Genomic DNA, 23,642 nt, shown 5'->3' with positions numbered 1-23,642 from the left:
TCCAACTGATGAGGGTCCATATCGTGTTAGAAGCCTATCGTGAACACGTTGCCGAACGTGAAGCCCTGGGTATTCCTCCCAAGCCCCTGAACGCCGAGCAGACCGCCGCCCTGGTTGAGCTGCTGAAGAACCCGCCGGCCGGTGAAGAAGAAACCCTGGTTTACCTGCTGGAAAACCGCATTCCGCCGGGCGTAGACGAAGCTGCCTACGTTAAGGCTGCATTCCTGTCTGCCATCGCCAAGGGCGAGGCCACTTCCCCGCTGGTCAGCAAAGAATACTCTGTGAAGCTGCTGGGCATGATGCAGGGCGGTTACAACATCGAGACCCTGGTTGAGCTGCTGGACAACAGCGAGCTGGCCGAACTGGCCGGTGAGCAGCTGAAGAAAACCCTGCTGATGTTCGACGCCTTCAACGACGTGAAGGAAAAGATGGACGCCGGCAACGCCGTCGCCAAGTCTGTGGTTGAGTCCTGGGCCAACGCCGAGTGGTTCACCAACAAGAAGAAGGTTCCCGAGAGCACCAAGATGGTGGTGTTCAAGGTTACCGGCGAAACCAACACCGACGACCTGTCTCCGGCCCCGGATGCCTGGTCCCGCCCGGACATCCCGCTGCACGCCCGCGCTGCCTATAAAATGGAACGTGACGGCCTGAAGCCGGAAGAGCCCGGCGTAACCGGCCCGATGAGCCAGATCGACGAAATCAAGGCCAAGGGCCTGCCCGTTGCCTTCGTTGGCGACGTAGTTGGTACAGGTTCTTCCCGTAAGTCTGCCACCAACTCTGTTCTGTGGTTCTTCGGTGAAGATATCCCGGGCGTGCCGAACAAGCGTGCCGGCGGTGTCTGTATCGGTAACAAGGTTGCCCCGATCTTCTTCAACACCATGGAAGATGCTGGCGCCCTGGTATTCGAGGCCCCGGTTGACAACATGAACATGGGCGACGTCATCGAAATCCGCCCGTACGAAGGCAAGATCCTGAACGAAGCCGGCGAAACCATCTCCGAGTTCAAGTTCAAATCTGATGTGATCCTGGACGAAGTTCAGGCCGGCGGCCGTATTCCGCTGATCATCGGCCGTGGTCTGACCAACAAGGCCCGCCAGGCTCTGGGCATGGGCGCTACCGACATTTTCCGTCTGCCGAAGGATCCTGAAGCTGGCGACAAGGGTTTCACCCTGGCCCAGAAGATGGTTGGCAAGGCTTGTGGTCTGCCGGAAGGCAAAGGCGTTCGTCCGAACACCTACTGTGAGCCGCACATGACGACCGTAGGCTCCCAGGACACCACTGGCCCAATGACCCGTGACGAGCTGAAAGACCTGGCGTGTCTGGGCTTCCAGGCAGACCTGGTGATGCAGTCCTTCTGTCACACCGCCGCTTATCCGAAGCCGGTTGACGTTGAAATGCAGCACACCCTGCCGGACTTCATCCGCACCCGTGGCGGTGTTTCCCTGCGTCCGGGCGACGGCATCATCCATTCCTGGCTGAACCGCATGCTTCTGCCGGACACCGTAGGTACCGGTGGTGACTCCCACACCCGTTTCCCGATGGGCATCTCCTTCCCGGCCGGTTCTGGCCTGGTGGCATTTGCCGCTGCAACCGGCGTTATGCCGCTGGATATGCCGGAATCGGTTCTGGTTCGCTTCAAAGGCGAAATGCAGCCGGGCATCACCCTGCGTGACCTGGTACATGCCATCCCGCTGTACGGCATCAAGCAGGGCATGCTGACTGTTGAGAAGAAGGGCAAGATCAACGAATTCTCCGGCCGTATCCTGGAGATCGAAGGTCTGGAGCACCTGACTGTCGAGCAGGCGTTCGAACTGTCTGACGCCTCTGCCGAGCGTTCCGCTGCCGGTTGTACCATCAACCTGTCGGAAGACTCCGTGGCTGAGTACCTGCGCTCCAACATCGTTATGCTGCGCTGGATGATTGCTGAGGGTTACGGCGATCCGCGTACCCTGGAGCGTCGCGCCCAGCAGATGGAAGAGTGGCTGAAAGATCCGAAGTTGATGCGTGCTGATAAAGACGCAGAATACGCCCACGTGATCGAAATCGATCTGGCTGACATCAAAGAGCCGATCGTGTGCTGCCCGAACGACCCGGACGATGCCAAGTTCCTGTCCGAAGTGGCTGGTGACAAGGTAGACGAAGTGTTCATCGGTTCCTGCATGACCAACATTGGTCACTTCCGTGCCGCTGGTAAGCTGCTGGAGCAACACAAGGGCGCCCTGAGCACCCGTCTGTGGATGTCTCCGCCCACCAAGATGGATCAGCAGCAGCTGATGGAAGAAGGCTACTTCAACACCTACGGCACCGCCGGTGTTCGCACCGAGATGCCGGGCTGCTCCCTGTGCATGGGTAACCAGGCACGTGTAGCACCGAAGTCAACGGTTCTGTCTACCTCTACCCGTAACTTCCCGAACCGTCTGGGTGATGGTGCCAACGTGTACCTGACCTCCGCGGAACTGGCAGCTGTGGGCGCGGTACTGGGCAAACTCCCGACTCCGGCGGAGTACATGGAGTACGCCAAGGACCTGAACAGCATGTCCAAAGAGATCTACAAGTATCTCAACTTCGACCAGATGGAAGAGTACACTCAGAAGGCGTCTGAGGCTTCCGTAGCCTGAGATCTTCTGAGGTAGCCTACCTCTGATCTGAAAACGCCAGCCTTCGGGCTGGCGTTTTTTTTGGTCCTGACACACAAACCCATGACCAGCGACACTCCATTATTCAAGGACAAAAAAAGGGCTCCCGAAGGAGCCCCTTATTCAGTGCAGGTGAATTATCACCGTTCGATGTGCTGGTACTCACCGGCATCAGAAGTGGCTAGAGTCACCACAACGATAGCGACAAACGCTGCAATGAAGCCCGGAATAATCTCGTACACACCGGGGCCACCCATGAACTCACCGTTCCAGCCCAGAGAGATCCAGATCATCACGGTGGCTGCACCCACAATCAGGCCAGCCAGTGCGCCTGCACCGTTGGTACGCGGCCAGGTCAGAGCCAGAATGATCAGCGGACCAAAGGCAGCACCGAAGCCCGCCCAGGCGTTACTGACCAGCCCCAGAACCTGGGAATCCGGATCAGACGCGATAAAGGCTGCCACCAGGCCAACCGCCACAACACAGGCCCGGCCAACATTGACACACTCTTTATCCGTGGCTTCCTTGCGCAGGAACAGACGGTAGAAGTCTTCGGTCAGCGAGGCGGAGGAAACCAGCAACTGACTGGAGATGGTACTCATGACTGCCGCCAGCAGAGCGGCGTACAGGAAACCGGTAATCAGCGGGTGGAACAACAGATCTGACAGAACAATGAAAATGGTTTCCGGATCAGCAACGTCCAGGCCATTACGTACAGCGTAGGCACGGCCAAACACACCCAGCGCGATCGCGCCAATCAGGGAGATGCCCATCCAGGACATACCGATATTACGGGCAGTCCCTACCTCACCCACGGTACGGATAGCCATGAAACGTACGATGATGTGCGGCTGGCCGAAATAGCCGAGCCCCCAGGTAACCGCCGACAACCAGCCAATCACCGTGAGCCCTTCCGTCCACGACAGGAGCGTTGGATCCACACTGTTCAAGGTCTCGGAAGCCTGGGCGAAACCACCACCGCCTTCGCCGAACAGCACTACTGCAGGCATGATGACCAGAGCGAGCATCATGATGCAGCCCTGCACGAAGTCCGTCATGCTCACCGCGAGGAAGCCGCCAACAACGGTGTACGCCAGCACCACACCCAGGGTGATCACAATACCGGCGGCGTAGTCGCTCATGCCACCGAAGTTAAAGATACCAGCGAAGGCGCTTTCAAACAGCTTGCCGCCGGCAACCAGGCCAGAGGCGGTATAAACCGCGAAGAACAGCACGATAACGATGGCGGATACTGTGCGCAGCGGCAGAGCCTTGGTTGGGAAACGGTTGGCCAGAAACGCCGGGATGGTGAGTGCATTGCCATAATGCACGGTCTGCTCCCGCAGCCGGGGTGCAACCACAACCCAGTTAATGAAAGCACCAACAAACAGACCGATACCAATCCAGGCCGAGGCCAGACCGGTAACATAGAGGGCGCCGGGCAAACCCAGCAGCAACCACCCACTCATATCTGATGCGCCGGCTGACAACGCCGCAACTTTAGGACTGAGGGCACGGCCCCCCAGCATGTAATCCTCAGCAGTGGCTGATGATGTGCGCATGGCCCAGAGGCCAATTACGATCATCAGGGCGAAATACGCAAATAGACTGATCCAAACTCCAATAGCCATATGGCTCCTCCGGTTTTATGAGTCGGATAAGATCCGCTCGATTGGCACAACACCAGATCAAAGATCGGCACTGTGTGCCGTTTTTTTGTATGTCTCGGATTCGTCAGACCTGTAGCAAGAATCAACTTGCCGGGATTCCTCATTGAATATAGCTGATCGCCAGATCTTTGCGACCAGCCAGCTCAGCTCCGGAGCCTCGGTCCTCGGGCGATATAAATTAGTATTACTACGGATTCGAGGCTTACAAAATCCTACGATTATTTTGCAGAATCCTACGGGACTGACGTCAAAACCTACGAATCCGTGCCTGAATCAGGCCACATGTTCATTAAGCTGTAGCCTCGAGGGTGTAATACCCCGGTGTTTTCTGAGCGCGTTGGTCAGCGCACTTTGCGATGAAAAGCCGGTGCGGTAGCTGATTTCAGAAACCGAAAGCGAGGTCGAGGAGAGTAGTCCAACCGCCTGATCGAGCCGGGTTTGCAGCAGAAACTGATGCGGCGTTGTCCCGGTAACCTGCCGGAAAATCTCATGAAACCGGCTCACACTCAGGCATGCGACACCGGCCAGATCCTGAACGGTTATCTTGCGGTGAAGATTGCCGACGATATAGCGGCGGATGTCCTCGGGATTGAGACTGTTTCTGTTACTGGAAACGGGGGGCCGGTCGACGATGCGCTCAGCCATGCAATGAAGAATACTGGCGGCGAGGTGCTGATGCAGCGCCCGGTTATCCGGTGAACGGTCGAATTCACCGGCGGCAAACTGGACCAACCCCTGAATACGGTTATCCATCTGTACCGTACGCGGCTTCTCAAACAGCCGCATCAACTTGTCGTAGTCCGAGTGCAGTGGTGTCGACAGTGCTGCGCAGAAGGGATCAACATTGATGACCAGCACGTGGTTTTGCTGATCACCACAATAATCGTGGCGCGCCTCTGTAGGTACCAGACAGGCTTTCCAGGTGTCGAGGCAGGCACCGGATCCATCAATGCTCAGCTCCGCCTGCCCGCGCACACCGACCACGATCTGGTGGTGTTCATGGTGATGCTGTTGGGCAGCCGTGGGTAGCTTCAAAAGTTTCGCGTTGAGCATTACTACTGAAAGCCGTTATCGAGAATGTTCCTCAATTAAAGCAGAACATTACAAAAAGTGCACGAAAACACCGGGATTCGCCAGCGTTCTGTCTGCTGTCAGTCAGAAACCGGCAGTTTTGCCAGTGCGGTCAGGAGGGCTGATACACTCTCGGATACCTGCTCGAGGGGTAAGGCGGCGTTTACCACATGGTAGCGCCCGGGCATTTCCGTCGCGCGCTCCAGATAGGTTTCCCGTATCCGCTGAAAAAATGCCTGCGCCTCCCGCTCAAACCGGTCAAGCTCACCGCGCTTTCGAGCACGAGCCATACCGGTTTCCACAGGTGCATCCAGCAGGATAACGTGGTCCGGACGCATCTCACCCTGAACCAGAGCCTCAAGCAACGCAATCCGTTCTCTGGAGACGCCACGGCCACCTCCCTGATAGGCGAAGGTGGCATCGGTAAACCGGTCACAGAGAACCCACTTACCGGCGGAAAGTGCCGGGAGGATTCTGTTATGGAGGTGCTGAGCCCTGGCGGCAAACATCAGCAGCAGCTCGGTGGTTTCGTGTACTGACTCCTCTCTGGGGGCCAGCAACAGCTCACGGATGCTTTCTGCCATAGGGGTGCCACCTGGCTCACGGGTCACAATGTAATCAATACCAAGCCGTTCCAGGGTTTTCGCAGCGTTATCCAGCTGTGTTGACTTGCCAACCCCTTCGGTACCCTCGAATGTAATGAATCGCCCTCTGGCCAAAATCATTGCTCTCCGTTACTGCTGGTTTCTGAATCCGGGGCCGGGAATGAACGGTAATCTTCCCGGCGGTTCAGCTGGAACTCACGCACGGCTTTCTGGTGCTCGGCAAGCGTACGGGAAAACTTGTGACTGCCATCCCCCCGGGCGACAAAGTACAGGGCATCGCCGTCATCCGGATGCAACGCGGCATGAATGGATTCTCGTCCCGGTAACGCAATAGGCGTTGGCGGCAGGCCATCAATGCGATACGTGTTATAGGGTGTCCAGGTACGAAGATCACTGCGACCAATCCGGCCCCGATATTTGTCACCCATACCGTAAATAACCGTTGGGTCCGTCTGCAGGCGCATACCCTTCTTCAGGCGCCGGACGAACACACCCGCCACCTGTTGTCGCTCGCCGGCCACTCCGGTTTCACGCTCCACAATCGACGCCATGATCAGTGCCTCATAGGCGTTGTCGTACGGAAGCCCTTCCTCACGGTTCTGCCATTCCTCCTCAAGGACCTCGGTCATGATGTTGTAGGCCCTTTTGAGAATATCGAGATCGGTTTCACCACCGTGAAACAGGTAGGTATCCGGGAAAAACCAGCCCTCGGGATGCTGCCCTTCGGCTCCCAGAGCCGCCATGATCTCCTCATCCGTCCAATCGGTGGTCTGCCTGGTGAGCCTGTCGGTGCGCGCCAGCGCTGCCCGCATCTCGGCAAAGGTCCAGCCCTCGATAAACTGCACGGACCAGAGCTTGACCTTACCTTCTACCATCTGGTTGATCATGTCGACCGGGGTCATACCAGAGGTGAACTCGTAGTCCCCAGCCTTGATCAGAGTCTGCTCCGGGTTCAGGCGCCCGTGAATCCGCAGCCAGAGCGGATCATCCACAAATCCTTTCGCAGCCAGCTCCCGCGCAACGCGACCAAACGCCGTACCGGGCTCGACAGAAAACAGAGTGGGCTCGTCAAGGACAACCGGGGTCTCAAGTGTTTTCAAACCCTGCCAGAGCCAGAGACCACTGCCGGTAACCGCCAGAACAGCAAGAGCAACAATACCTACGAGTAGCTTTTTGAACACGCGCATCAATCCGGTCGCTTATGAGGATCGCAAATTGTCGCAAGCCGGTTGCCCACAGGCAAATCAAGGCCCGCCAGATTGCGAACCGGAACAACTCCAAGCACGCTGTTGGTCAGGTACAGACCCTGGCATTCGCGGCCCAGCAGGTCCTCCACCTGCAGTTCACATTCCCGGAACGGCTCACCCGCCGCGAGCAGGCATTCGATCACCTTTCGGCGCATCACACCGGAAACCGCCAACGAGGCCGCCGGAGGTGTTCTCCAACCATCAGGGCCATGCAGGAATAAATTGGTTCTGGTACCTTCAACTACATGCCCTGCCGCGTTGGTCATCAGCAATTCAAACGTTGGATCCTTCATTTCACGGGCCGCCATTACCTGCTCCAGCCGATTGAGGCTCTTGATGCCAGACAGGAGTGGATTGACCGTCAACGGTACCCGGGAGAAGTCCACCATAACCCCGGTTTCGGGCGGTAGCGGAGGAAGAACAGAATGGAACAGATACAGATGGGGGCTGACATCAGCTGCCGGCCGATATCCGCGGCCACCGCTGCCACGGGTTACCACCAGCTTGAGCACCCAGTGGCTGATGCCATGAATGGCGCCATAGCGCTTCATTGCATGGGCAACCGCTGACTCCAGTTCGGGCCGACTCAGCCGAATACCCAGGCGCCCGGCATCCCGCATCAACCGGTCAAGGTGATAGACCAGCAAAGGCGCGGAATCCCCGTTCACCCTGATGGTTTCGAACAGGCCATCTCCATATGCCAGCCCCCGGTCACCAGGGAGCAGGCAGTCGTCGTCTGCCCAGTAGAGCTTCAACACCCGGGCTCAACCCTCGTAGCGGCTGACGATCAGGGTCCCGTTGGTGCCGCCAAAGCCGAACGAATTCGACAACGCGACCTTCACATCGGCATCTCTGGATTTGTGCGCCACAAAGTCCAGATCACAACCTTCATCCGGATGATCAAGGTTGATGGTGGGCGGCAACACCCCGTCCCGGACTGCCAATACCGAGAATATAGCCTCAACGGCACCCGCGGCGCCCAGCAGGTGTCCGGTCATGGATTTGGTGCTGCTCATGGCCAGTTTTTCCGCATGGCTGCCAAACACCGATTTGACTGCAGCCACCTCAGCCACATCGCCAACCTGAGTGGAGGTTCCATGGGCATTGATGTATCCGACCAGATCCGGGCTGATGCCGGCATCGCGGATGGCATTTCGCATGGAGCGCGCCGCACCCTCGCCATCGGCCGGGGGGGCCGTGATGTGATGGGCGTCATCGCTCATACCAAAGCCGATGACTTCGCCGTAAATGGTTGCTCCTCGCGCCCTGGCGTGTTCCAGCTCTTCCAGAACCACAACGCCGGCGCCATCACTGAGTACAAAGCCGTCACGGTCACGATCCCAGGGGCGACTGGCCTTTTCCGGCTCATCATTGCGGGTCGACAGGGCCCGGGCGGAGGAAAATGCCGCCACGCCGCTGCGTGTGGTCGCCATTTCAGAGCCGCCGGCCAGCATGACATCGGCATCGCCGTAGGCGATGGTTCTGGCGGCATAGCCGATATTGTGTGTTCCAGTGGTACAGGCGGTCACGATCGCAATATTCGGCCCCTTGTAGCCGAAACGGATCGCCGCATTACCGGAAATCATATTGATGACGGATGCCGGCACAAAAAACGGCGAAACCTTGCGCGGGCCGGCCTTATCCATCTGAAGAACGTTCTTTTCGATGTATTCCAGGCCACCGATACCTGAACCTATGGCAATCCCTACCCGCTCCTTGTCGAGCTTGCTGTATTGCTCAAGGCCGCTGTCATCTACCGCCTGCTGCGCTGCAATCAGGCCATAGTGAATAAAGGCATCCAGCTTTCGCGCTTCCTTGCTGGACAACCAGGGCTCGATATCAAGATCCTTGACGGCACCGCCAATGCGAGTGGTGTACTCGGACGCGTCAAAGCGGTCAATCAGTCCGATGCCACTGCGTCCGGCACGAATGGCTTCCCAGGAAGACGTCACATCATTCCCCACCGGAGAAAGCATACCCATTCCCGTGATGACAACCCGTCGCTTGCTCATATCCCCAATCACCCGATTGTTCCGTCTCTGATGGTTCACTGCTGGCCAATGTCCGACCAATAAAAAAGCCGTCCTTCAATAAGCCCAAAGGACGGCTTTTGCCTGGCTATCTGATTCGCAGGGTATCAGGTGTGCGCGACAATGTAGTCGATCGCGTCCTGAACGGTGCCCAGCTTTTCGGCCTCTTCGTCAGGAATCTCGGTCTCGAATTCCTCTTCCAGGGCCATAACCAGCTCAACAGTGTCCAGTGAGTCAGCGCCAAGATCCTCTACAAAAGAAGATGTGTTCTGAACTTCGGACTCTTTCACGCCCAACTGCTCACAAACAATCTTCTTAACGCGCTCTTCAACTGTACTCATAATGTCCTCACTTTATGTGTCAACCAAGCAACTCTATGGCTGCCAGTTTAGTTTAAACCCCACCTGCAAACAAGCAGGGATTCTGTCAAACATGTTGTGCGACAAGGGGTTGCACACCAGCCCGGAACGGACTTAACCCATGTACATGCCGCCATTCACATGAATGGTTTCTCCGGTTACGTAAGCGGCGCCGTCCGATGCCAGGAAAGCCACCACAGCGGCAACCTCCTCCGGCGACCCCAGGCGACCAGCCGGTATGATTTCCAGCATAGCCTCACGCTGCTTATCGTCCAGTTTTTTGGTCATGTCTGTGTCAATAAAACCAGGTGCCACGCAGTTCGCCGTGATACCGCGGTTAGACATTTCCTTGGCCAGGCTACGGGTAAAACCCTCAACACCGGCCTTCGCCGCACAGTAATTGCCCTGCCCGGGATTTCCCATACCAGCAACCACTGAGCTGATATTGATGATTCTGCCCCAACGGGCTTTCGCCATACCACGCAATACCGCCTTGCTGGTGCGATAGACGCTGGACAGGTTGGTTTCCAGAACCTCAGACCAGTCATCGTCTTTCAAGCGCATCAGAAGGTTATCACGGGTGATGCCGGCATTATTGACCAGAATCAGGGGCGCACCTGATTGCTCGGCAAGCTGCTTGAGGCCAGCCTCGATGCTCTCGGGCTCTGCCACATTCATAACAATGCCATAGCCACTGAAACCCGCTTCTTTCAGGCCATCGGTAATGGCCTGGGCCCCCTCGGCACTGGTCGCGGTACCCACCACTTCGGCTCCCTGCCGGGCAAGTTCATGAGCAATGGCTTTGCCAATGCCTCGACTGGCGCCGGTTACCAATGCAACTTTGCCTTCCAAAGACATAATTCACTCCGTGTAATCAGGACTGACCAAAGGCCTTAAGGGCTTCAGCCAGAGAATCAGGACTCTCGATGCCGTGAACCGGCAGAGAACGATCGATACGTTTGATCAAACCGGCCAGTACCTTGCCGGCGCCACACTCAACAGCCACACCCACCCCTTCGGTAGACAGCCGCTGTACCGAGTTTGTCCACAGCACCGGTGAGTATAGCTGCTTGAGCAGATTAGCTTTCAGCACCTCTGCATCCCTTGCCGGCTCAGCATCGACATTCTGGACAACGGGAATGACAGCATCGTTAAACCGAATATCCTCAAGGGCTTCAGCCAACTGTTCCGCCGCCCCCTTCATGAGCGCACAGTGGGAGGGAACCGAAACCGGCAACGGCATGGCCTTGCGGGCACCTTTGGCTTTGCAGGCTTCAATGGCCCTTTCAACGGCCGCTGCGCTACCGGCAATAACCACCTGGCCCGGCGCGTTAAAATTCACTGCGGCAACCACATCACCTTCAGCAGACTCCTCACACGCCGACACCACATCCGAGTCCTCAAGACCCAGAATGGCCGCCATACGCCCCTGCCCTTCAGGCACGGCATCCTGCATCAGTTCACCGCGCAGCTGAACCAGCTTTACAGCTTCAATAAAATCCAGACTTTCCGCCGCCACCAGGGCGCTGTATTCACCCAGACTGTGGCCAGCAACAAAATCCGGCCGGGGGCCGTCAGATACACACCACTGCCGCCACAGCGCAACACTTGCGGTCAGCAGAGCAGGCTGAGTAACCATGGTTTTATTGAGCTCTTCGGCGGGGCCATGCTGACAAAGATGCCACAGGTCATAGCCAAGAACGTTGGACGCCTCGTCAAACGTTTCGGTGATCATCGGCCACGCTTCAGCGGCAGCAGATAACATGCCGAGTGACTGGGAGCCTTGTCCGGGAAAAACAAACGCTGATTTCATAAGCGGAATCTTATCGTCATTGAAGGGTTACTGAAGATTAGCCAATAGTACAATCAGGGCCAATTATCCGCGAATAAGAGCCGGGATGCGGGACGACTTTAGTCGCGCTCCCGGTAACGAGGAGGGATCATAACATCAGATCATCGAGTCTTTCGTTGATCCTTCGTGGCACTTCCAGCTGAACCTCACGAACGGCCTGCCGGATCGCCGCCAGCATCGCCCGCTCATTGGCGTTGCCGTGACTCTTGATGACCACACCCTGCAACCCGAGCAGACTGGCGCCATTGTGCCTGGAAGGGTCCATCAATTGCAGAAGTCGCCCGATAATCGGCCTGGCCAGCAAGCCCACAAAACGACCGTACATGGAGCGTGTGAATGCCTGCTCCAGCAATTCGATCAACAGGCCGGCAACCCCCTCTCCGGTCTTGAGGGCTATATTGCCCACGAAACCATCACACACTACAACATCGGCGACATCGCGAAAAAGGTCACTTCCCTCGACATAACCGATGTAGTTGATGGTGTCGCACTGGGCCAGCATGTGTGATGCGAGCCGGACCTGTTCATTACCCTTGATTTCTTCCTCACCGACATTCAGCAGTGCCACCCGTGGCTCGGACTGGCGGCAGATAGCGGATGCCATCAGGGACCCCATCAGGGCGTACTGGTAGAGATTCTCCGCTGTGGAATCGACGTTGGCACCAAGATCCAGGACATGGCAACGGCCACGCAGAGAGGGGATCAGCTTTGCGATGGCAGGACGTTCAATCCCGGGATACATCCGAATGATCGAGCGACCGAATGCCATCAGCGCACCGGTATTTCCGGCACTGACACAGCCCTGCGCTTCTCCGTCCCGCACGAGACTGAGCGCAATGGCCATAGAGGAGTTTTTCTTGTGGCGGAGGGCATGGGAAGGCCGCTCGTTCATACGAACGACGTCGGCAGCCTCAACAATGCGAATACGGGCATGCCCCTCATGCAACAAAGCCTCGAGCTCGCTCCGGATTCCCACCAGAACAAGACTCAAGGCTTCGTTTTCACGCACTGCTTCCAGCGCAGCATGGACGACAACCGCGGCACCGCGATCACCGCTCATAGCATCAATGGCAATGGTGACCGGCGTGTTCACCACTCGTCCATGCGGCACAGGTCAGAAGAAATTCCCGACGAATTACTCGTCGCGAGCCTCAACCACCTGCTTGCCACGGTAGAAACCGTCTGGAGACACGTGATGGCGACGATGAACTTCACCAGTTGTTGCGTCGGTAGACAGAGCAGCAGCACTCAGTGCGTCGTGTGAACGGCGCATGCCACGCTTTGAACGAGTTTTGCGATTTTGCTGTACAGCCATGGTTATGCTCCTGACCTATTTTCGAATACGTTAATGCTTTGTCGTCTTAAGTCCCGCCAGAACACTGAACGGGTTCTCTTTTCTTTGCTCTGTCTCGGGCTCTTCGGCAGCCTCGGGCTCTTCGAGCGCTTCAAGATCTTCTTTTGCCGGACACTCCTCCCGCTCGTGGAGCGGAAATGGCGGCAGCACCAGAAGCAACTCGTCTTCCACCATTGCCCAGAGATCGGCGTTGAAATCTTCTACCAGAAATGGCTCCAACGCTTTCGGCAACCGCTGCGCCTGCTCATCACTGATGACCAGACCGAGATCAAAACGGGATTCCAGAGTCACCTGCATGTCACCCATGCAGCGCTGGCATTCCAGAATGACCGGCGCAGACAACTCACCCGACACTATCCGGCGACGCTCCCCATCCCGATAGAAAGACAGCTTTACGCTGCACTCACCATCTTCTGGCAGTCCCGGCACAGCTTCACGAAAACGAGAAAGCCCCCTGAAAGGAATCACCCCTTCAAGCGTTGTGTTCTGCTCTGCCAACTTGTTTGGGTCGACAGATCTGGGCAGTTCGACGATCGGCGCTTTGGACATAGGCGCGCAATTTTAGGGGCGAGACCCGCCTCTGTCAAAGACTTAATCGACTTTCTACCGGGCCTTTCGCCCGGAATAGGGGTATTTTACGATATCAGCCCGAAAGAACTCCCATATCCAACCGACCGGACCTGAAACCCTATGCTTCCTCCCAAGCTGCTACTGGCCTCTTCCTCACCCTACCGAAAGCAATTGCTGGCCCGGCTCAACCTTGCGTTCGACACTGCCAGCCCCGACATCGACGAAACACCCATTCCAGGAGAAGCAGCCGAAGCCCTGGCCGTCCGACTTGCAGAAAGCAAAGCAAAAGCTCTCGCCCCGCGCTTTCAGGACCATATCATCATCGGCTCCGACCAGGTGGCGGCATTACCGGATGGCAGCCTCCTGAGCAAACCCGGCCGCTACGACACAGCAAAACAGCAATTGATGCGAAGCAGTGGCAACCGGGTGCGCTTTCTCACCGGTCTGGTAGTTCTGGATACCCGAAGCGGCAACCTTCAAACTCACTGCGAACCGTTTGAGGTGCACTTCAGGGACTTACAGGAAGAGGAAATTGAAGGCTACCTGCAGAAAGAGCAGCCTTACGACTGCGCGGGCAGCTTCAAGATGGAAGGTCTTGGCATCGCCCTTTTCAGCCGCCTTCAGGGCGACGATCCCAACAGCCTGATCGGCCTACCGCTGATTGCGCTCACCCGTATACTGAGAGAGCTGGGCATCAATCCATTGCTGGACTGATGCCCGAGGCAACTTATCGGAGCTCCAGTCGTGACTCCATCAACCGGGTTGCGACACCTTCACCAACGGCCACCCCCAGCTGATCCACAAACTCCTGAAAAGGAGAACGGCTGCGACTGTAATCGACAAGCTCCTCTTCGCCCACCAACTGGCGCGCGACCCAGGATGAACTGCCCAGACCATCTACAAGCCCCAGCTCAACCGCCTGCTCACCACTCCAGACCAGGCCACTGAACAGCCTGGGGTCATCCGCCAGGCGATCGCCACGTCCCTGCCTGACCGCTTCGATGAACTGCTTGTGGGTGTTTTCAAGCACACTCTGCCAGAACGCAACCTCTTCCTCCTGCTCCGGCGAGAACGGGTCCAGGAAAGCCTTGTTGTCACCTGCGGTATAGAGACGACGATCCACGCCAATCTTTTCCATCGCCTCAGTGAAGCCAAAACCACCGGCCACTACACCAATCGATCCGACCAGACTGGCCCGGTTGGCGTATATCTCATCGGCTGCTGCGGCAATGTAATAAGCGCCCGATGCACCAATATCAGAAATCACCGCGTAGATCTTCTTGTCGGGATACTCCTCCCTCAACCGCTTGATCTCGTCATAGACATAGCCGGACTGCACCGGACTGCCGCCCGGACTGTTAATCCGCAGCACAACCGCCTTCGAGCTCTCGGCCTCAAACGCGGCACGCAATGCCCCGACCAGGTTATCTGCACTGGCCAGCTCATCAGCAGCAATCGGGCCACTCACCTCTACCAGCGCGGTATGGCTTCCCACTGTGGCCCCGACGCCTTCTCCGAAGGGCGCACGAATCATGAACAGCAGCGCAAACAGATATCCGAACGTGAGTAGCTTGAAGAAAATACCCCAACGACGACTGCGTCGCTGCTCTGCCTGCAAGGACATCACCAGCTTTTCAATCAGACGCCAATCACGCCCCGTCTCCGGCGGCATCGACGGCTTCCTGCTGCCAAACAAGCCACCTCGGGCGCCCCGGGCTTCTGACTCAACGGGCTTGTCGCCCCACTCCGACTGCTTATCCGAATCCCACTCGCTCATTCGTCTTCCTTACTTGCAACGTCCTGCTGTTAGCGCAGACCCAACACCTTCCGGAGGTCCGCCACTGAATTCACCACTGCATGAGGATCATAGGTCTCAAGCACATCACGCTTATGCACCCCCCACTCCACACCGATGGAGGGCATGCCAATACGCTGAGCCATCTCCAGATCGTAACGGGTATCGCCAATCATCACAGCCTCTTCCGGTTCATAGCCGTAGAACGCCAGGATTTCCTCCAGCATCAACGGATGCGGCTTGGACCGGGTTTCATCCGCACAGCGCGTGATATCAAAATGCGACCCCAGACCACTGGAGGTCAACGCCAATTCAAGACCCCGCCGACTCTTGCCAGTCGCCACCGAACACCCGCGCCCGGACCCCCGGAGATCGGCAACCAAATCGGCCATGCCGTCGAACACATTCTGGGGCGTGGTCACCTTCTTGAAGAAGTAACCGGCATAACCTTCACGAATACGAACCATCTCCTCACGACTCAGACCCGGATACAGCTTCTCCAGCGCCTCAATCATGCCCAGACCGATAATGTCGCGATAGGCCTCTCGCTCCAGCTCTGGATACCCCAGCTCCGTTGCTGCCTGGTGCAGGCTGTCAGCGATATGGTCCACTGAATCAATCAGCGTTCCGTCCCAGTCAAAAATAACGACTTTTACCTTCATTAAGACCGCTTCCCGCTTCGCTTGGTCAATTCTTCGAGCACCCCGGAAAAGGGCCCGTCGTATACTGCTTCCAGCCACATGGGCTCGCCCGAACCCGGAAGCGAAAACTCAAGAGCCCTGGCGTGCAACATCAAGCGCTGCCCACCAATGGCCCGGAAAGCTTTCAGGCTCGCATCATCCATATACTTGTCATCCCCGGCAATCGGATGACCCGCCCAGGCACTGTGTACCCGAATCTGGTGAGTTCTTCCGGTCACCGGCGATGCCTCAACAAGACTATACCCCTGAAATCGCTGCAAACAGGTAAACAAAGTCAGGGAACTCTTGCCCTCCTCACTGACCCGAACCCGACGCTCGCCATTAGGCATCTCAAAACGCAACAGTGGCTCAGCAACACGATCAACATTTTCCGGCCAACTGCCGACCACCAGAGCGTGGTAATACTTGCGAATCCGCTTCTGCCGCAGCTCATCCTGCAAAAACCGTAACGCGGATCGCTTTTTGGCCACCATTACCAGACCAGACGTATCGCGATCCAGACGATGAACCAGTTCAAGGAACCTGGCTTCCGGCCGGGCCGAGCGCAACACTTCAATCAAACCGAAACTCAGTCCGCTTCCACCATGAACCGCTATACCGGAGGGCTTGTTCACCACCAGCATTTCATCGTTCTCGAAAACGACCGCAGCCTCCATAACCCCCTGCACCCGACTGCCGGGCCTGGGCTGCTCCGCCCTGGCCTGCTGCACCAGCGGCGGAATTCTGACCACATCCCCCGGATTAAGACGGGTATCAGGCTTTACACGCCCTTTGTTTACCCGCACCTCACCCTTTCTGACAATGCGGTAGACAATGCTTTTAGGCACCCCCCGCAATCGTGCAAGCAGGAAATTATCCACCCGCTGCCCTGCCATATCCTCATCAACGGTAATCCACTGAACCTCTGTCGCCACCTTTCCCGGAACACGATCAGTCCCCGTTTTTACAACGGCCTTTCCGACTTCACGGACCTTCCCACTGGGGGGGCGACGACCCTTTGTCTTACGGGAATCGGGGGAGCGCGACATGTAAACCCTTGCGTTGATGAATTGCGGCATCGTATGGCCGCCCCAGCATACCGGGACGGACGCAACTGAGGAGTTGCCTGGCCACGCCGTACCTGTTATATTCCGGCGTGCTCTGCCGTTTGTCTACGGCCTGACGAACTCTGGTCAGAAGCCGGAGCGGCAGCAGTATACCGATACTGATTAAGAGTTTGAACGCTGCAAAACCAATCATTAACGGATGCAGCGGGAAACAGACTCCCGGAATCACAGGCCAGACCGAGAAAGGCTGTTACCTGCTCCGGGAGAGGAAAACCGACTGGAAAACCGTCGGGCGACATCGCGAAGAATCATTGCCACGCAAACCCGGGCCGTCCAGCAAACCAATACGACGTGAGACCCAGGGGTTTGTGTGAACCTGAAACGGATATTATGCGTCAACAGACTCTCACCCTATTCGACCTCGACCTGCCCACCGGCAGGCGGGATGTCGGCGGTGGTCTCAGACACCCAGGATTGCACCCCATAAGGGTATGATCCGTCTGGCCGCCGGCCTGCCTGCTGTAAAGGGCCCGCGGCACGCACATCCTGCTTCGCTGATGCGAATCCCCCCGGTTTTCTGTCACCAACAAACGACAGGAACCCTTTCTTTCCATGAAAAGAATGCTGATCAATGCAACTCATCCCGAAGAGTTGCGCGTCGCGCTGGTTGACGGCCAACGGCTGTTCGACCTTGATATCGAATCCAGTACCCGCGAACAGAAAAAGGCCAACATCTACAAGGGCCGCATTACCCGGGTAGAACCCAGCCTTGAAGCGGCTTTCGTTGACTTTGGCGCAGAGCGCCACGGCTTCCTGCCCCTGAAGGAAATCTCCAAAGAGTATTTCAAGAAATCGCCCGGGCAGATTGAGGGCAAAATCAACATCAAGGATGTTGTCTCTGAAGGTCAGGAAGTGATCGTTCAGGTCGACAAGGAAGAGCGTGGCAACAAGGGCGCCGCCCTGACCACCTTCATCTCCCTGGCTGGCCGTTATCTGGTTCTGATGCCGAATAATCCCCGTGCAGGCGGTATCTCACGCCGGATTGAAGGCGATGACCGAGCCCAGTTGAAAGAGGCCATGAACGGTGTCCAGGTGCCGAAGTCCATGGGCATTATTGTGCGTACTGCCGGTATTGGCCGCACCACCGAAGAGCTCCAGTGGGACCTCGACTACCTGGTACAGTTCTGGGAAGCCATTACCCAGGCGGCTGGCGAGCGCAAAGCGCCTTTCCTGATCCACCAGGAAAGCAATGTCATCATCCGCGCCGTGCGCGATTACCTCCGCCAGGATATCGGCGAAGTCCTGATCGATGCCGATAACGTTTACGAAGACGTGTTGAGCTTCGTTCGGGCGGTCATGCCCACCTTCGAGAACAAGATCAAGCTGTACAAGGACGAAATCCCTCTGTTCAGTCGTTACCAGATCGAAGGCCAGATCGAAACGGCGTTCCAGCGCGAAGTGAAACTGCCCTCCGGCGGCTCGATTGTCATCGACCCGACCGAAGCCCTGGTGTCCATTGACATCAACTCATCCCGGGCCACCAAGGGTCAGGATATTGAAGAAACGGCCCTGCAGACCAACCTTGAAGCGGCCGAAGAAATCGCGCGGCAACTACGCCTGCGGGATATGGGCGGCCTGATCGTTATCGACTTCATCGACATGACGCCAGCCAAACACCAGCGGGAAGTCGAGCAGAAGATGCGTGAAGCGCTGGAACTCGACAGGGCCCGCGTTCAGGTTGGCAAGATCTCGCGTTTCGGCCTGCTGGAAATGTCACGCCAGCGTCTGCGTCCCTCACTGGGCGAGACCCGCAGCGAGGTTTGCCCACGCTGTGAAGGCCAGGGCACCATCCGGGGTATCGAATCTCTGGCGCTGAGCATCATGCGCCTGATCTACGAAGAATCCTCCAAGGAGAAGACCGCAGAAGTACGAGCCATGGTGCCGGTTTCTGTGGCCACCTTCCTGCTGAACGAAAAACGCAAGCAGCTGGCCGACATTGAAGCCCGTCAAGGCGTAGCGGTTGTGGTCGCACCTGTGCCCAACATGGAAACGCCGCACTTCGAGATTCTGCGCCTGCGTCAGGACGAAACCTCTCCAGAGCATGTCTCCAGCCATCAGGTAGCTCAACAGTACAGCGAGCGCGAGGAAGAGGCAGCCGTAGAAGTTGCAAGTGCCGAGAAACCGGTGCGCGAACAGGCCGCCGTGAAAGCTATCCGCCCCTCTGCGCCAGCCCCAGCACCGACAGCCGCTGCGCCAACGGCTGCTGCTGAGCAGGAAGAAGGCCTGTTCCGCAAACTGGGCAAGAAGATCGCGTGCTTCTTCCGGGGCGAAGAACCGGAGCAGGAAGCCAGCCGCGACACCAACCGCAACCGGAGTGAAGAGCGTCGGAACCAGGCCCGCCAGGATCGCCGCAAATCCCGCGTTGCCCGCGATGACCAACGCTCCGGCGGCAACCGCAGCGGCAACGATCGCCGCCAGGGTAGCCAGCAGAACCGTGGCGACGACAACCGGGGCCGCAATCGTGGTGGCCGTGGTGACGATCAGAATCGTGGTGAACGCGGTGGCCAGAACCGTTCCAACCGGGACGACCGCTCTGGCGACAGCAAGGGAAATGACAACCGCCGGGACAACCGCAAAGACTCCCAGGGCCGCGGCCAGAACCGGAACCGTCCCCAGCGTGACCAGAAAGGCCCGCAGGACAACCGGGAACAGCAGGAGTCCCAGAAGGGACCTTCCAACGACAAGCAGGGCGGTGACGACAAGCAACGCAAACCGCGCCGGCAACGTAACCGGGACGGCTCCCCCGCCGAGACTCCGGCATCTACGCCAGCAGCACGCAAAGCGGAACGCAGCGAGAAGCACCAGAAAGATACCCAGCCGGAAAAAGCGGCTGACAAGACTGCTGCTGCGGACGCTAAAGCCAGTGAGCCGCACGTAGATAAAGCCGAGCAAGCGGCCGCAACAACGCCTGAAGCCAAGGCTGCGCCAGAGAACCGCAAGCCTGAACAACAGGAAATGGCCGCGAAGCCGGAGACCAAAACCGAACAGGCCGAGCAAAAAGAGGCTCCGTCAGCAGAAGACAAGCCTGAAGCAAAGGACGAGAGCAGCCGCAAAGAGAAGTCTGACGGCCGCAGAGGCCGCAGCTCCGGCCGCCAGCGCAAGCCTCGCTCTGCGGATAGCGCTGAAAAATCCGGCGCTGCCGAAGACAAGGGTGACAAGGAGAGCTTGCCGGCAGAAGACGAGCAGAAACAGGCAGCCAAGCCTCAGCGTACCGAGCAGGTCACCGCAACAGAAGCCGAGCAACCTGCAGAAAAGGCCAGCGCCGAGCCTGCCAAAGCCGAAGACAAAGAACCGGTCAAGGCAGAGGCCAAGGCACCCCGGCAAGCCAAGGCTGACTCACCGAAGGCGTCTGAGCCGGAAACCGGCGCGGCTTCTGATCAGAAGGCTGCCGAGGATAAAGCCGACAAGGCGCCGGAACAGAAAGCCGAGACCGCTAAAACCGAGCCTGAAGTAGATACGGCGCCGGAGAAGCAGGCCGGATCCAGCAGCGAAAAACCCGCTGACAAACCGGAGCAGCCTGCAGAGCCCGTAAAAGCCAAGCCAGCTCCGGCTAGCGAAAAGCCAGCGGAGCAGAAAGAAGAGGCTCAGGAAGCCAGTGCCCCGGAAGGTATCCCGGTGACTCCGGGCCGGGCCTATAATGACCCAAGAGAGGTCCGCAAGCGCCAACGCGCGGCCGAAGAAGCCAAAAAGGCAGAAGAGGCCAAGCAGGCCGGGAGCAACTGATCATGCTGAGCAACTCGGACATCGAAGCGCTGGAAGACATTCTGTTCGCAGAACCCTGGGGGGATCATGCCCTGGACTTTTTTGGGTTCCACGGCGTGGTGTGTGCCAGCGTGATCGGGCCGGTCAGCCTGAAGGCGGAAGATCTCTTCCGCCTTGCCACCGGCACCGATCAGCTGCCGGATACCGGCATTCCTGACACCTTTACCCATTGTGTAAATGAGCTTGCACGGGATATGGCCCACGCCCTGGATATGGGCCAGCCACTGGAGCTTCCGGAGCCAGAAGACGGCGACCCGATGAACGCTCTGGAAAACTGGTGCGCGGGCTTTGTCGATACCTTCCTCGAGCATGAGGAGGCCTGGCTTCAGGCTGCGGATGAGGATGAAGTGGCGGACCTTATGGTGCCGATGCTGACACTGTCCGGCCTGTTTGAGGACGAGGACTTCCAGAAAGTCCGGAATGACGAGAAGCTGTCAGCCAAGATGGCAGAGGCCATCCCGGACTCTCTGACCGATCTCTACCTGCTGTTCCACGCACCGGACTGAAGCCTCAGGCTTCAATCGGTTGCCGAAAATGATGCCAGACGGGCTCCAGCCCCTCTGGCATTTTCATTATGCGCCCCAGCTCACACCAGGGAGCTCCAGGGAAGTGAAAATCACTGCCCTGCGAGGCCCAGAGTTTTTCCCGCCGCGCCAGCTCGGCCACAAACCCCAGATCGCCACTGGACTGGCCTGATACTGACACTTCAATGCCCTGCCCTCCGGCACGGCCGAAATCCGCAGTCAGCGCCCTTAAACGGGTTGCGGTAAGACGGTATTTTCTGGGGTGGGCCAGCACAGCAATTCCGCCGGCCGACACAATCCATTGCACCACCTCCGACAACTCTGGCCAACACGCCTTCACATCCCCGGGTTTACCTGTACCCAGATACCGTTTGAACGCATGCGCCACCTTGGGTACGACACCGTCTTCTACCAGTACCTCCGCAAAATGCGGGCGCCCTGGCACCTCCCCTCCGGCCACTTTCGTCGCCCGCTCAAGGAGCTGGTCCACGTTCAGGCGGCTTAGCCTGTCGGCTATCATCCGAGCCCGCTGCCAGCGGTTCTCGTTCTGACGCTCAAGTGCTGAGAGAAACGCAGGATCACGTTCGTCAAAATCGAGCCCAACCACATGAATGGTATGGCTACGCCAGACACAGGAAAGCTCCACACCGTTAATCAGGGACAGGCCGGAACCGGATGCCGCACTTCTCGCCACCTCGAGACCTGCGATGGTGTCATGATCGGTCAATGCCAGATGGCTGACCCCCTGCTCAACAGCTCTGGCTACCAGGGCCTCTGGAGACAGCGCGCCATCGGATGCCGTGCTATGGCAATGCAGATCAATGCACGTTCTGGAGTCTTGGGGTATAGTCACGAACATTCCTGATTAACGAAACGGGCACCAGTGTAGCAGCCTTCAGGCAGTGCCCCTAACCTCAGCTGATCGCAGATCGGAGAACTCATGTATTACGCCATCATCAGCGAAGACATTGCCAACAGCCTGCCCTTGCGCAAAGAAGCCCGGCCTGCCCACCTGGCCCGGCTGGAACAGCTCAAGGCCGAAGGTCGGTTACTGGTAGCCGGCCCCCATCCCGCCATTGATTCGCCCGATCCTGGAGAAGCTGGATTCAGTGGCAGCCTGGTCATCGCCGAGTTTGAATCGCTGGAGAAGGCTCAGGCCTGGGCCGATGCAGATCCCTACGTCGATGCCGGCGTGTATGACAAGGTAATCGTCAAACCCTACAAGGTGGTGCTGCCCTGAACGCAGCAGCCGCCAGCATGAGCGGATTGTAACGCTGAGGTGCTTGAATAGCGGCCACCTTGTGACAGAATTGCGGGTTTAAATCATCAGTAATAACACTATCAGGGAACGTACTCCGTGACACCGCTCCGCCTCCTTTTCAGCCTTGTGCTTATTGTCAGCTCCGTTTCCGTTGCGCAGGCGCGCACCGTCTGGGTCGATGATCAGCTTTACCTACCTGTGCGCTCGGGCGCCGGCACGCAGTACCGTATCATCGAAAATGCCCTCCCCAGTGGGACGCCACTGGAGGTGCTGGAAACCGGTGACAATTACACCCGCGTACGCACGCCGAAAGGGACGGAAGGCTGGGTTGCGAGCCAATACCTGAGCAACGAACCGATCGCAGCTGATCAGCTTCGTCGGGTCAGTCGTCAACTGGACGAAACCCAATCTGAGCTGACTGAAGCTCGTCAGCAACTGGCCGCCGTTACCGAAGAGCGAAATTCTCTGCAGAATGCCGAGAATAATCTTTCCAATCGAGCGGAAGACCTGCAAACTGAACTACAACGCATCAAGAATATTGCCGCTGACTCCATCAATCTTGAGCGTCGTAACCGTGAATTGCGCGAAGAAAACCAGAAACTGCGGAATGATCTGGAAGTACTGACAGCGGAAAACGAGCGTCTTGAGGCCAGCAAGGAATCTGATTTCATGCTTCTGGGCGCGGGCCTCGTGTTTGGCGGCGTACTGCTGGCCCTGATCATTCCCATGCTCAAACCGACAAGAAAAACCGACAACTGGGCGTAAAGGTGATGAAAGATTACTCTGAGAAGCGCGACTTCCATCGTATGCAGGTGAACAGCACCATCACGATTATCGGCAACGATGGTGAAACCCACACCGGTATCTGCCGGGATCTCAGTGCCGCCGGTATGCAAGTAGCAGTGGAACGACCGTTCAGGATTGGCGAGGAGCTGAGAACCCGAATGGAGTCCGCTGGAGATCAGTTCCCGCCCCTGGAGACGCTCGGCGAGGTGGTGCGTTGTGAGCCGGATGGTGATGGTTATCTGCTCGGGATCAACATCATAGAAGTAACCCAATAAAAAACGGCGGCCCAAAGGAGGCTGTGTAAAAACACGAT

General features: G+C 57.6%; 23 protein-coding genes. 7 read left to right on the top strand and 16 right to left on the bottom strand.

Annotation, left to right across the window (positions count from 1 at the left end; translation table 11 throughout):
* Nucleotides 1-23 precede the first annotated feature (23 nt).
* On the top strand, nt 24-2,618 hold the full coding sequence (gene acnB / locus Q669_RS07165) for a bifunctional aconitate hydratase 2/2-methylisocitrate dehydratase (RefSeq protein ID WP_036149147.1): 2,595 nt from the start codon (nt 24-26) through the stop codon (nt 2,616-2,618).
* A gap of 158 nt (nt 2,619-2,776) precedes the next feature.
* Here acnB and putP read toward each other — a convergent pair whose 3' ends face one another.
* The 12 genes from putP to Q669_RS07105 form a co-directional block, all read right to left on the bottom strand.
* Entirely contained in the window at nt 2,777-4,267 is a 1,491-nt protein-coding gene (putP, locus tag Q669_RS07160) for a sodium/proline symporter PutP (protein WP_011785336.1), read from the bottom strand.
* 312 nt (nt 4,268-4,579) lie between these two features.
* Nucleotides 4,580-5,359: an AraC family transcriptional regulator gene (locus Q669_RS07155; RefSeq protein ID WP_011785337.1), complete on the bottom strand. Its 780-nt coding sequence runs from the start codon at nt 5,357-5,359 to the stop codon at nt 4,580-4,582.
* Between the two features lie 98 nt (nt 5,360-5,457).
* Nucleotides 5,458-6,102, bottom strand: a complete 645-nt coding sequence (gene tmk, locus Q669_RS07150; RefSeq protein ID WP_011785338.1) for a dTMP kinase — start codon at nt 6,100-6,102, stop codon at nt 5,458-5,460.
* A complete protein-coding gene (gene mltG / locus Q669_RS07145) occupies nt 6,099-7,169 on the bottom strand; it encodes an endolytic transglycosylase MltG (RefSeq protein ID WP_011785339.1) in 1,071 nt (356 codons plus the stop codon). Before mltG ends, tmk begins: the two co-directional genes overlap by 4 nt.
* Complete coding sequence (gene pabC, locus Q669_RS07140; protein WP_011785340.1) at nt 7,169-7,987, bottom strand: aminodeoxychorismate lyase; 819 nt, start codon at nt 7,985-7,987, stop codon at nt 7,169-7,171. Before pabC ends, mltG begins: the two co-directional genes overlap by 1 nt.
* Before the next feature lie 6 nt (nt 7,988-7,993).
* Complete coding sequence (fabF, locus tag Q669_RS07135; RefSeq protein WP_011785341.1) at nt 7,994-9,241, bottom strand: beta-ketoacyl-ACP synthase II; 1,248 nt, start codon at nt 9,239-9,241, stop codon at nt 7,994-7,996.
* Nucleotides 9,242-9,366: 125 nt separating this feature from the next.
* The gene (acpP, locus tag Q669_RS07130; RefSeq protein WP_008938713.1) at nt 9,367-9,600 is read right to left on the bottom strand and encodes an acyl carrier protein; all 234 of its coding nucleotides are present in this window, start codon (nt 9,598-9,600) and stop codon (nt 9,367-9,369) included.
* Between the two features lie 132 nt (nt 9,601-9,732).
* Nucleotides 9,733-10,476, bottom strand: coding sequence for a 3-oxoacyl-ACP reductase FabG (gene fabG / locus Q669_RS07125; protein WP_011785342.1), 744 nt, complete (start codon nt 10,474-10,476; stop codon nt 9,733-9,735).
* 16 nt (nt 10,477-10,492) lie between these two features.
* On the bottom strand, nt 10,493-11,431 hold the full coding sequence (gene fabD, locus Q669_RS07120) for an ACP S-malonyltransferase (RefSeq protein ID WP_031210474.1): 939 nt from the start codon (nt 11,429-11,431) through the stop codon (nt 10,493-10,495).
* A 127-nt stretch (nt 11,432-11,558) separates the two neighbouring features.
* Nucleotides 11,559-12,563: a phosphate acyltransferase PlsX gene (gene plsX / locus Q669_RS07115; protein ID WP_014421134.1), complete on the bottom strand. Its 1,005-nt coding sequence runs from the start codon at nt 12,561-12,563 to the stop codon at nt 11,559-11,561.
* Between the two features lie 42 nt (nt 12,564-12,605).
* A complete protein-coding gene (gene rpmF / locus Q669_RS07110; protein ID WP_011785345.1) occupies nt 12,606-12,785 on the bottom strand; it encodes a 50S ribosomal protein L32 in 180 nt (59 codons plus the stop codon).
* Between the two features lie 30 nt (nt 12,786-12,815).
* Nucleotides 12,816-13,373, bottom strand: coding sequence for a YceD family protein (locus Q669_RS07105; RefSeq protein WP_011785346.1), 558 nt, complete (start codon nt 13,371-13,373; stop codon nt 12,816-12,818).
* Between the two features lie 141 nt (nt 13,374-13,514).
* On the opposite strand from Q669_RS07105, the gene Q669_RS07100 reads away from it, so the two are divergent.
* Nucleotides 13,515-14,108, top strand: a complete 594-nt coding sequence (locus Q669_RS07100; protein WP_022991762.1) for a Maf family protein — start codon at nt 13,515-13,517, stop codon at nt 14,106-14,108.
* A gap of 13 nt (nt 14,109-14,121) precedes the next feature.
* Here Q669_RS07100 and Q669_RS07095 read toward each other — a convergent pair whose 3' ends face one another.
* Genes Q669_RS07095 through rluC form a run of 3 tightly spaced genes read right to left on the bottom strand, consistent with a single transcriptional unit; the run spans nt 14,122 to nt 16,918 of the window.
* Nucleotides 14,122-15,171 (bottom strand): S49 family peptidase, encoded by a 1,050-nt coding sequence (locus tag Q669_RS07095; protein ID WP_022991761.1) that lies wholly within the window; start codon nt 15,169-15,171, stop codon nt 14,122-14,124.
* 29 nt (nt 15,172-15,200) lie between these two features.
* Nucleotides 15,201-15,851 (bottom strand): HAD family hydrolase, encoded by a 651-nt coding sequence (locus tag Q669_RS07090; RefSeq protein WP_022991760.1) that lies wholly within the window; start codon nt 15,849-15,851, stop codon nt 15,201-15,203.
* Nucleotides 15,851-16,918, bottom strand: coding sequence for a 23S rRNA pseudouridine(955/2504/2580) synthase RluC (gene rluC, locus Q669_RS07085; RefSeq protein ID WP_036149142.1), 1,068 nt, complete (start codon nt 16,916-16,918; stop codon nt 15,851-15,853). Before rluC ends, Q669_RS07090 begins: the two co-directional genes overlap by 1 nt.
* A gap of 630 nt (nt 16,919-17,548) precedes the next feature.
* Between rluC and rne the strand changes: the two genes are divergently transcribed.
* Both rne and Q669_RS07075 read left to right on the top strand, forming a co-directional pair.
* Entirely contained in the window at nt 17,549-20,719 is a 3,171-nt protein-coding gene (gene rne / locus Q669_RS07080; protein WP_036149123.1) for a ribonuclease E, read from the top strand.
* Nucleotides 20,720-20,721: 2 nt separating this feature from the next.
* Nucleotides 20,722-21,264, top strand: coding sequence for a YecA family protein (locus Q669_RS07075; RefSeq protein ID WP_014421126.1), 543 nt, complete (start codon nt 20,722-20,724; stop codon nt 21,262-21,264).
* A gap of 4 nt (nt 21,265-21,268) precedes the next feature.
* On the opposite strand, the gene Q669_RS07070 is transcribed toward Q669_RS07075, so the two are convergent.
* Nucleotides 21,269-22,135: a PHP domain-containing protein gene (locus Q669_RS07070; protein WP_022991757.1), complete on the bottom strand. Its 867-nt coding sequence runs from the start codon at nt 22,133-22,135 to the stop codon at nt 21,269-21,271.
* 87 nt (nt 22,136-22,222) lie between these two features.
* Here Q669_RS07070 and Q669_RS07065 point away from each other — a divergent pair, with 87 nt between their 5' ends.
* The 3 genes from Q669_RS07065 (at nt 22,223) to Q669_RS07055 (ending at nt 23,604) form a co-directional block, all read left to right on the top strand.
* Nucleotides 22,223-22,522: a YciI family protein gene (locus Q669_RS07065; RefSeq protein WP_022991756.1), complete on the top strand. Its 300-nt coding sequence runs from the start codon at nt 22,223-22,225 to the stop codon at nt 22,520-22,522.
* Nucleotides 22,523-22,639: 117 nt separating this feature from the next.
* Nucleotides 22,640-23,308, top strand: a complete 669-nt coding sequence (locus tag Q669_RS07060) for a TIGR04211 family SH3 domain-containing protein (protein WP_014421123.1) — start codon at nt 22,640-22,642, stop codon at nt 23,306-23,308.
* Between the two features lie 5 nt (nt 23,309-23,313).
* On the top strand, nt 23,314-23,604 hold the full coding sequence (locus Q669_RS07055) for a PilZ domain-containing protein (protein WP_014421122.1): 291 nt from the start codon (nt 23,314-23,316) through the stop codon (nt 23,602-23,604).
* The last annotated feature ends 38 nt before the right edge of the window (nt 23,605-23,642 follow it).

Source organism: Marinobacter sp. C1S70 (genome assembly GCF_000475355.1).
In the GTDB taxonomy this organism is placed as follows: domain Bacteria; phylum Pseudomonadota; class Gammaproteobacteria; order Pseudomonadales; family Oleiphilaceae; genus Marinobacter; species Marinobacter nauticus.
Note: the sequence above shows the minus strand (reverse complement) of the source record. Positions and strands in the feature narration are given on the sequence as shown.

What these genes read in the sequence shown, in the direction of transcription:
- Q669_RS07090 (WP_022991760.1), bottom strand. Translation starts at nt 15,851, where the DNA reads ATGAAGGTAAAAGTCGTTATTTTTGACTGGGACGGAACGCTGATTGAT.
- Q669_RS07105 (WP_011785346.1), bottom strand. Translation starts at nt 13,373, where the DNA reads ATGTCCAAAGCGCCGATCGTCGAACTGCCCAGATCTGTCGACCCAAAC.
- fabF (WP_011785341.1), bottom strand. Translation starts at nt 9,241, where the DNA reads ATGAGCAAGCGACGGGTTGTCATCACGGGAATGGGTATGCTTTCTCCG.
- Q669_RS07100 (WP_022991762.1), top strand. Translation starts at nt 13,515, where the DNA reads ATGCTTCCTCCCAAGCTGCTACTGGCCTCTTCCTCACCCTACCGAAAG.
- fabG (WP_011785342.1), bottom strand. Translation starts at nt 10,476, where the DNA reads ATGTCTTTGGAAGGCAAAGTTGCATTGGTAACCGGCGCCAGTCGAGGC.
- Q669_RS07065 (WP_022991756.1), top strand. Translation starts at nt 22,223, where the DNA reads ATGTATTACGCCATCATCAGCGAAGACATTGCCAACAGCCTGCCCTTG.
- rne (WP_036149123.1), top strand. Translation starts at nt 17,549, where the DNA reads ATGAAAAGAATGCTGATCAATGCAACTCATCCCGAAGAGTTGCGCGTC.
- mltG (WP_011785339.1), bottom strand. Translation starts at nt 7,169, where the DNA reads ATGCGCGTGTTCAAAAAGCTACTCGTAGGTATTGTTGCTCTTGCTGTT.
- Q669_RS07055 (WP_014421122.1), top strand. Translation starts at nt 23,314, where the DNA reads ATGAAAGATTACTCTGAGAAGCGCGACTTCCATCGTATGCAGGTGAAC.
- fabD (WP_031210474.1), bottom strand. Translation starts at nt 11,431, where the DNA reads ATGAAATCAGCGTTTGTTTTTCCCGGACAAGGCTCCCAGTCACTCGGC.
- acpP (WP_008938713.1), bottom strand. Translation starts at nt 9,600, where the DNA reads ATGAGTACAGTTGAAGAGCGCGTTAAGAAGATTGTTTGTGAGCAGTTG.
- Q669_RS07075 (WP_014421126.1), top strand. Translation starts at nt 20,722, where the DNA reads ATGCTGAGCAACTCGGACATCGAAGCGCTGGAAGACATTCTGTTCGCA.
- putP (WP_011785336.1), bottom strand. Translation starts at nt 4,267, where the DNA reads ATGGCTATTGGAGTTTGGATCAGTCTATTTGCGTATTTCGCCCTGATG.
- Q669_RS07155 (WP_011785337.1), bottom strand. Translation starts at nt 5,359, where the DNA reads ATGCTCAACGCGAAACTTTTGAAGCTACCCACGGCTGCCCAACAGCAT.
- rpmF (WP_011785345.1), bottom strand. Translation starts at nt 12,785, where the DNA reads ATGGCTGTACAGCAAAATCGCAAAACTCGTTCAAAGCGTGGCATGCGC.
- tmk (WP_011785338.1), bottom strand. Translation starts at nt 6,102, where the DNA reads ATGATTTTGGCCAGAGGGCGATTCATTACATTCGAGGGTACCGAAGGG.
- Q669_RS07095 (WP_022991761.1), bottom strand. Translation starts at nt 15,171, where the DNA reads ATGAGCGAGTGGGATTCGGATAAGCAGTCGGAGTGGGGCGACAAGCCC.
- rluC (WP_036149142.1), bottom strand. Translation starts at nt 16,918, where the DNA reads ATGTCGCGCTCCCCCGATTCCCGTAAGACAAAGGGTCGTCGCCCCCCC.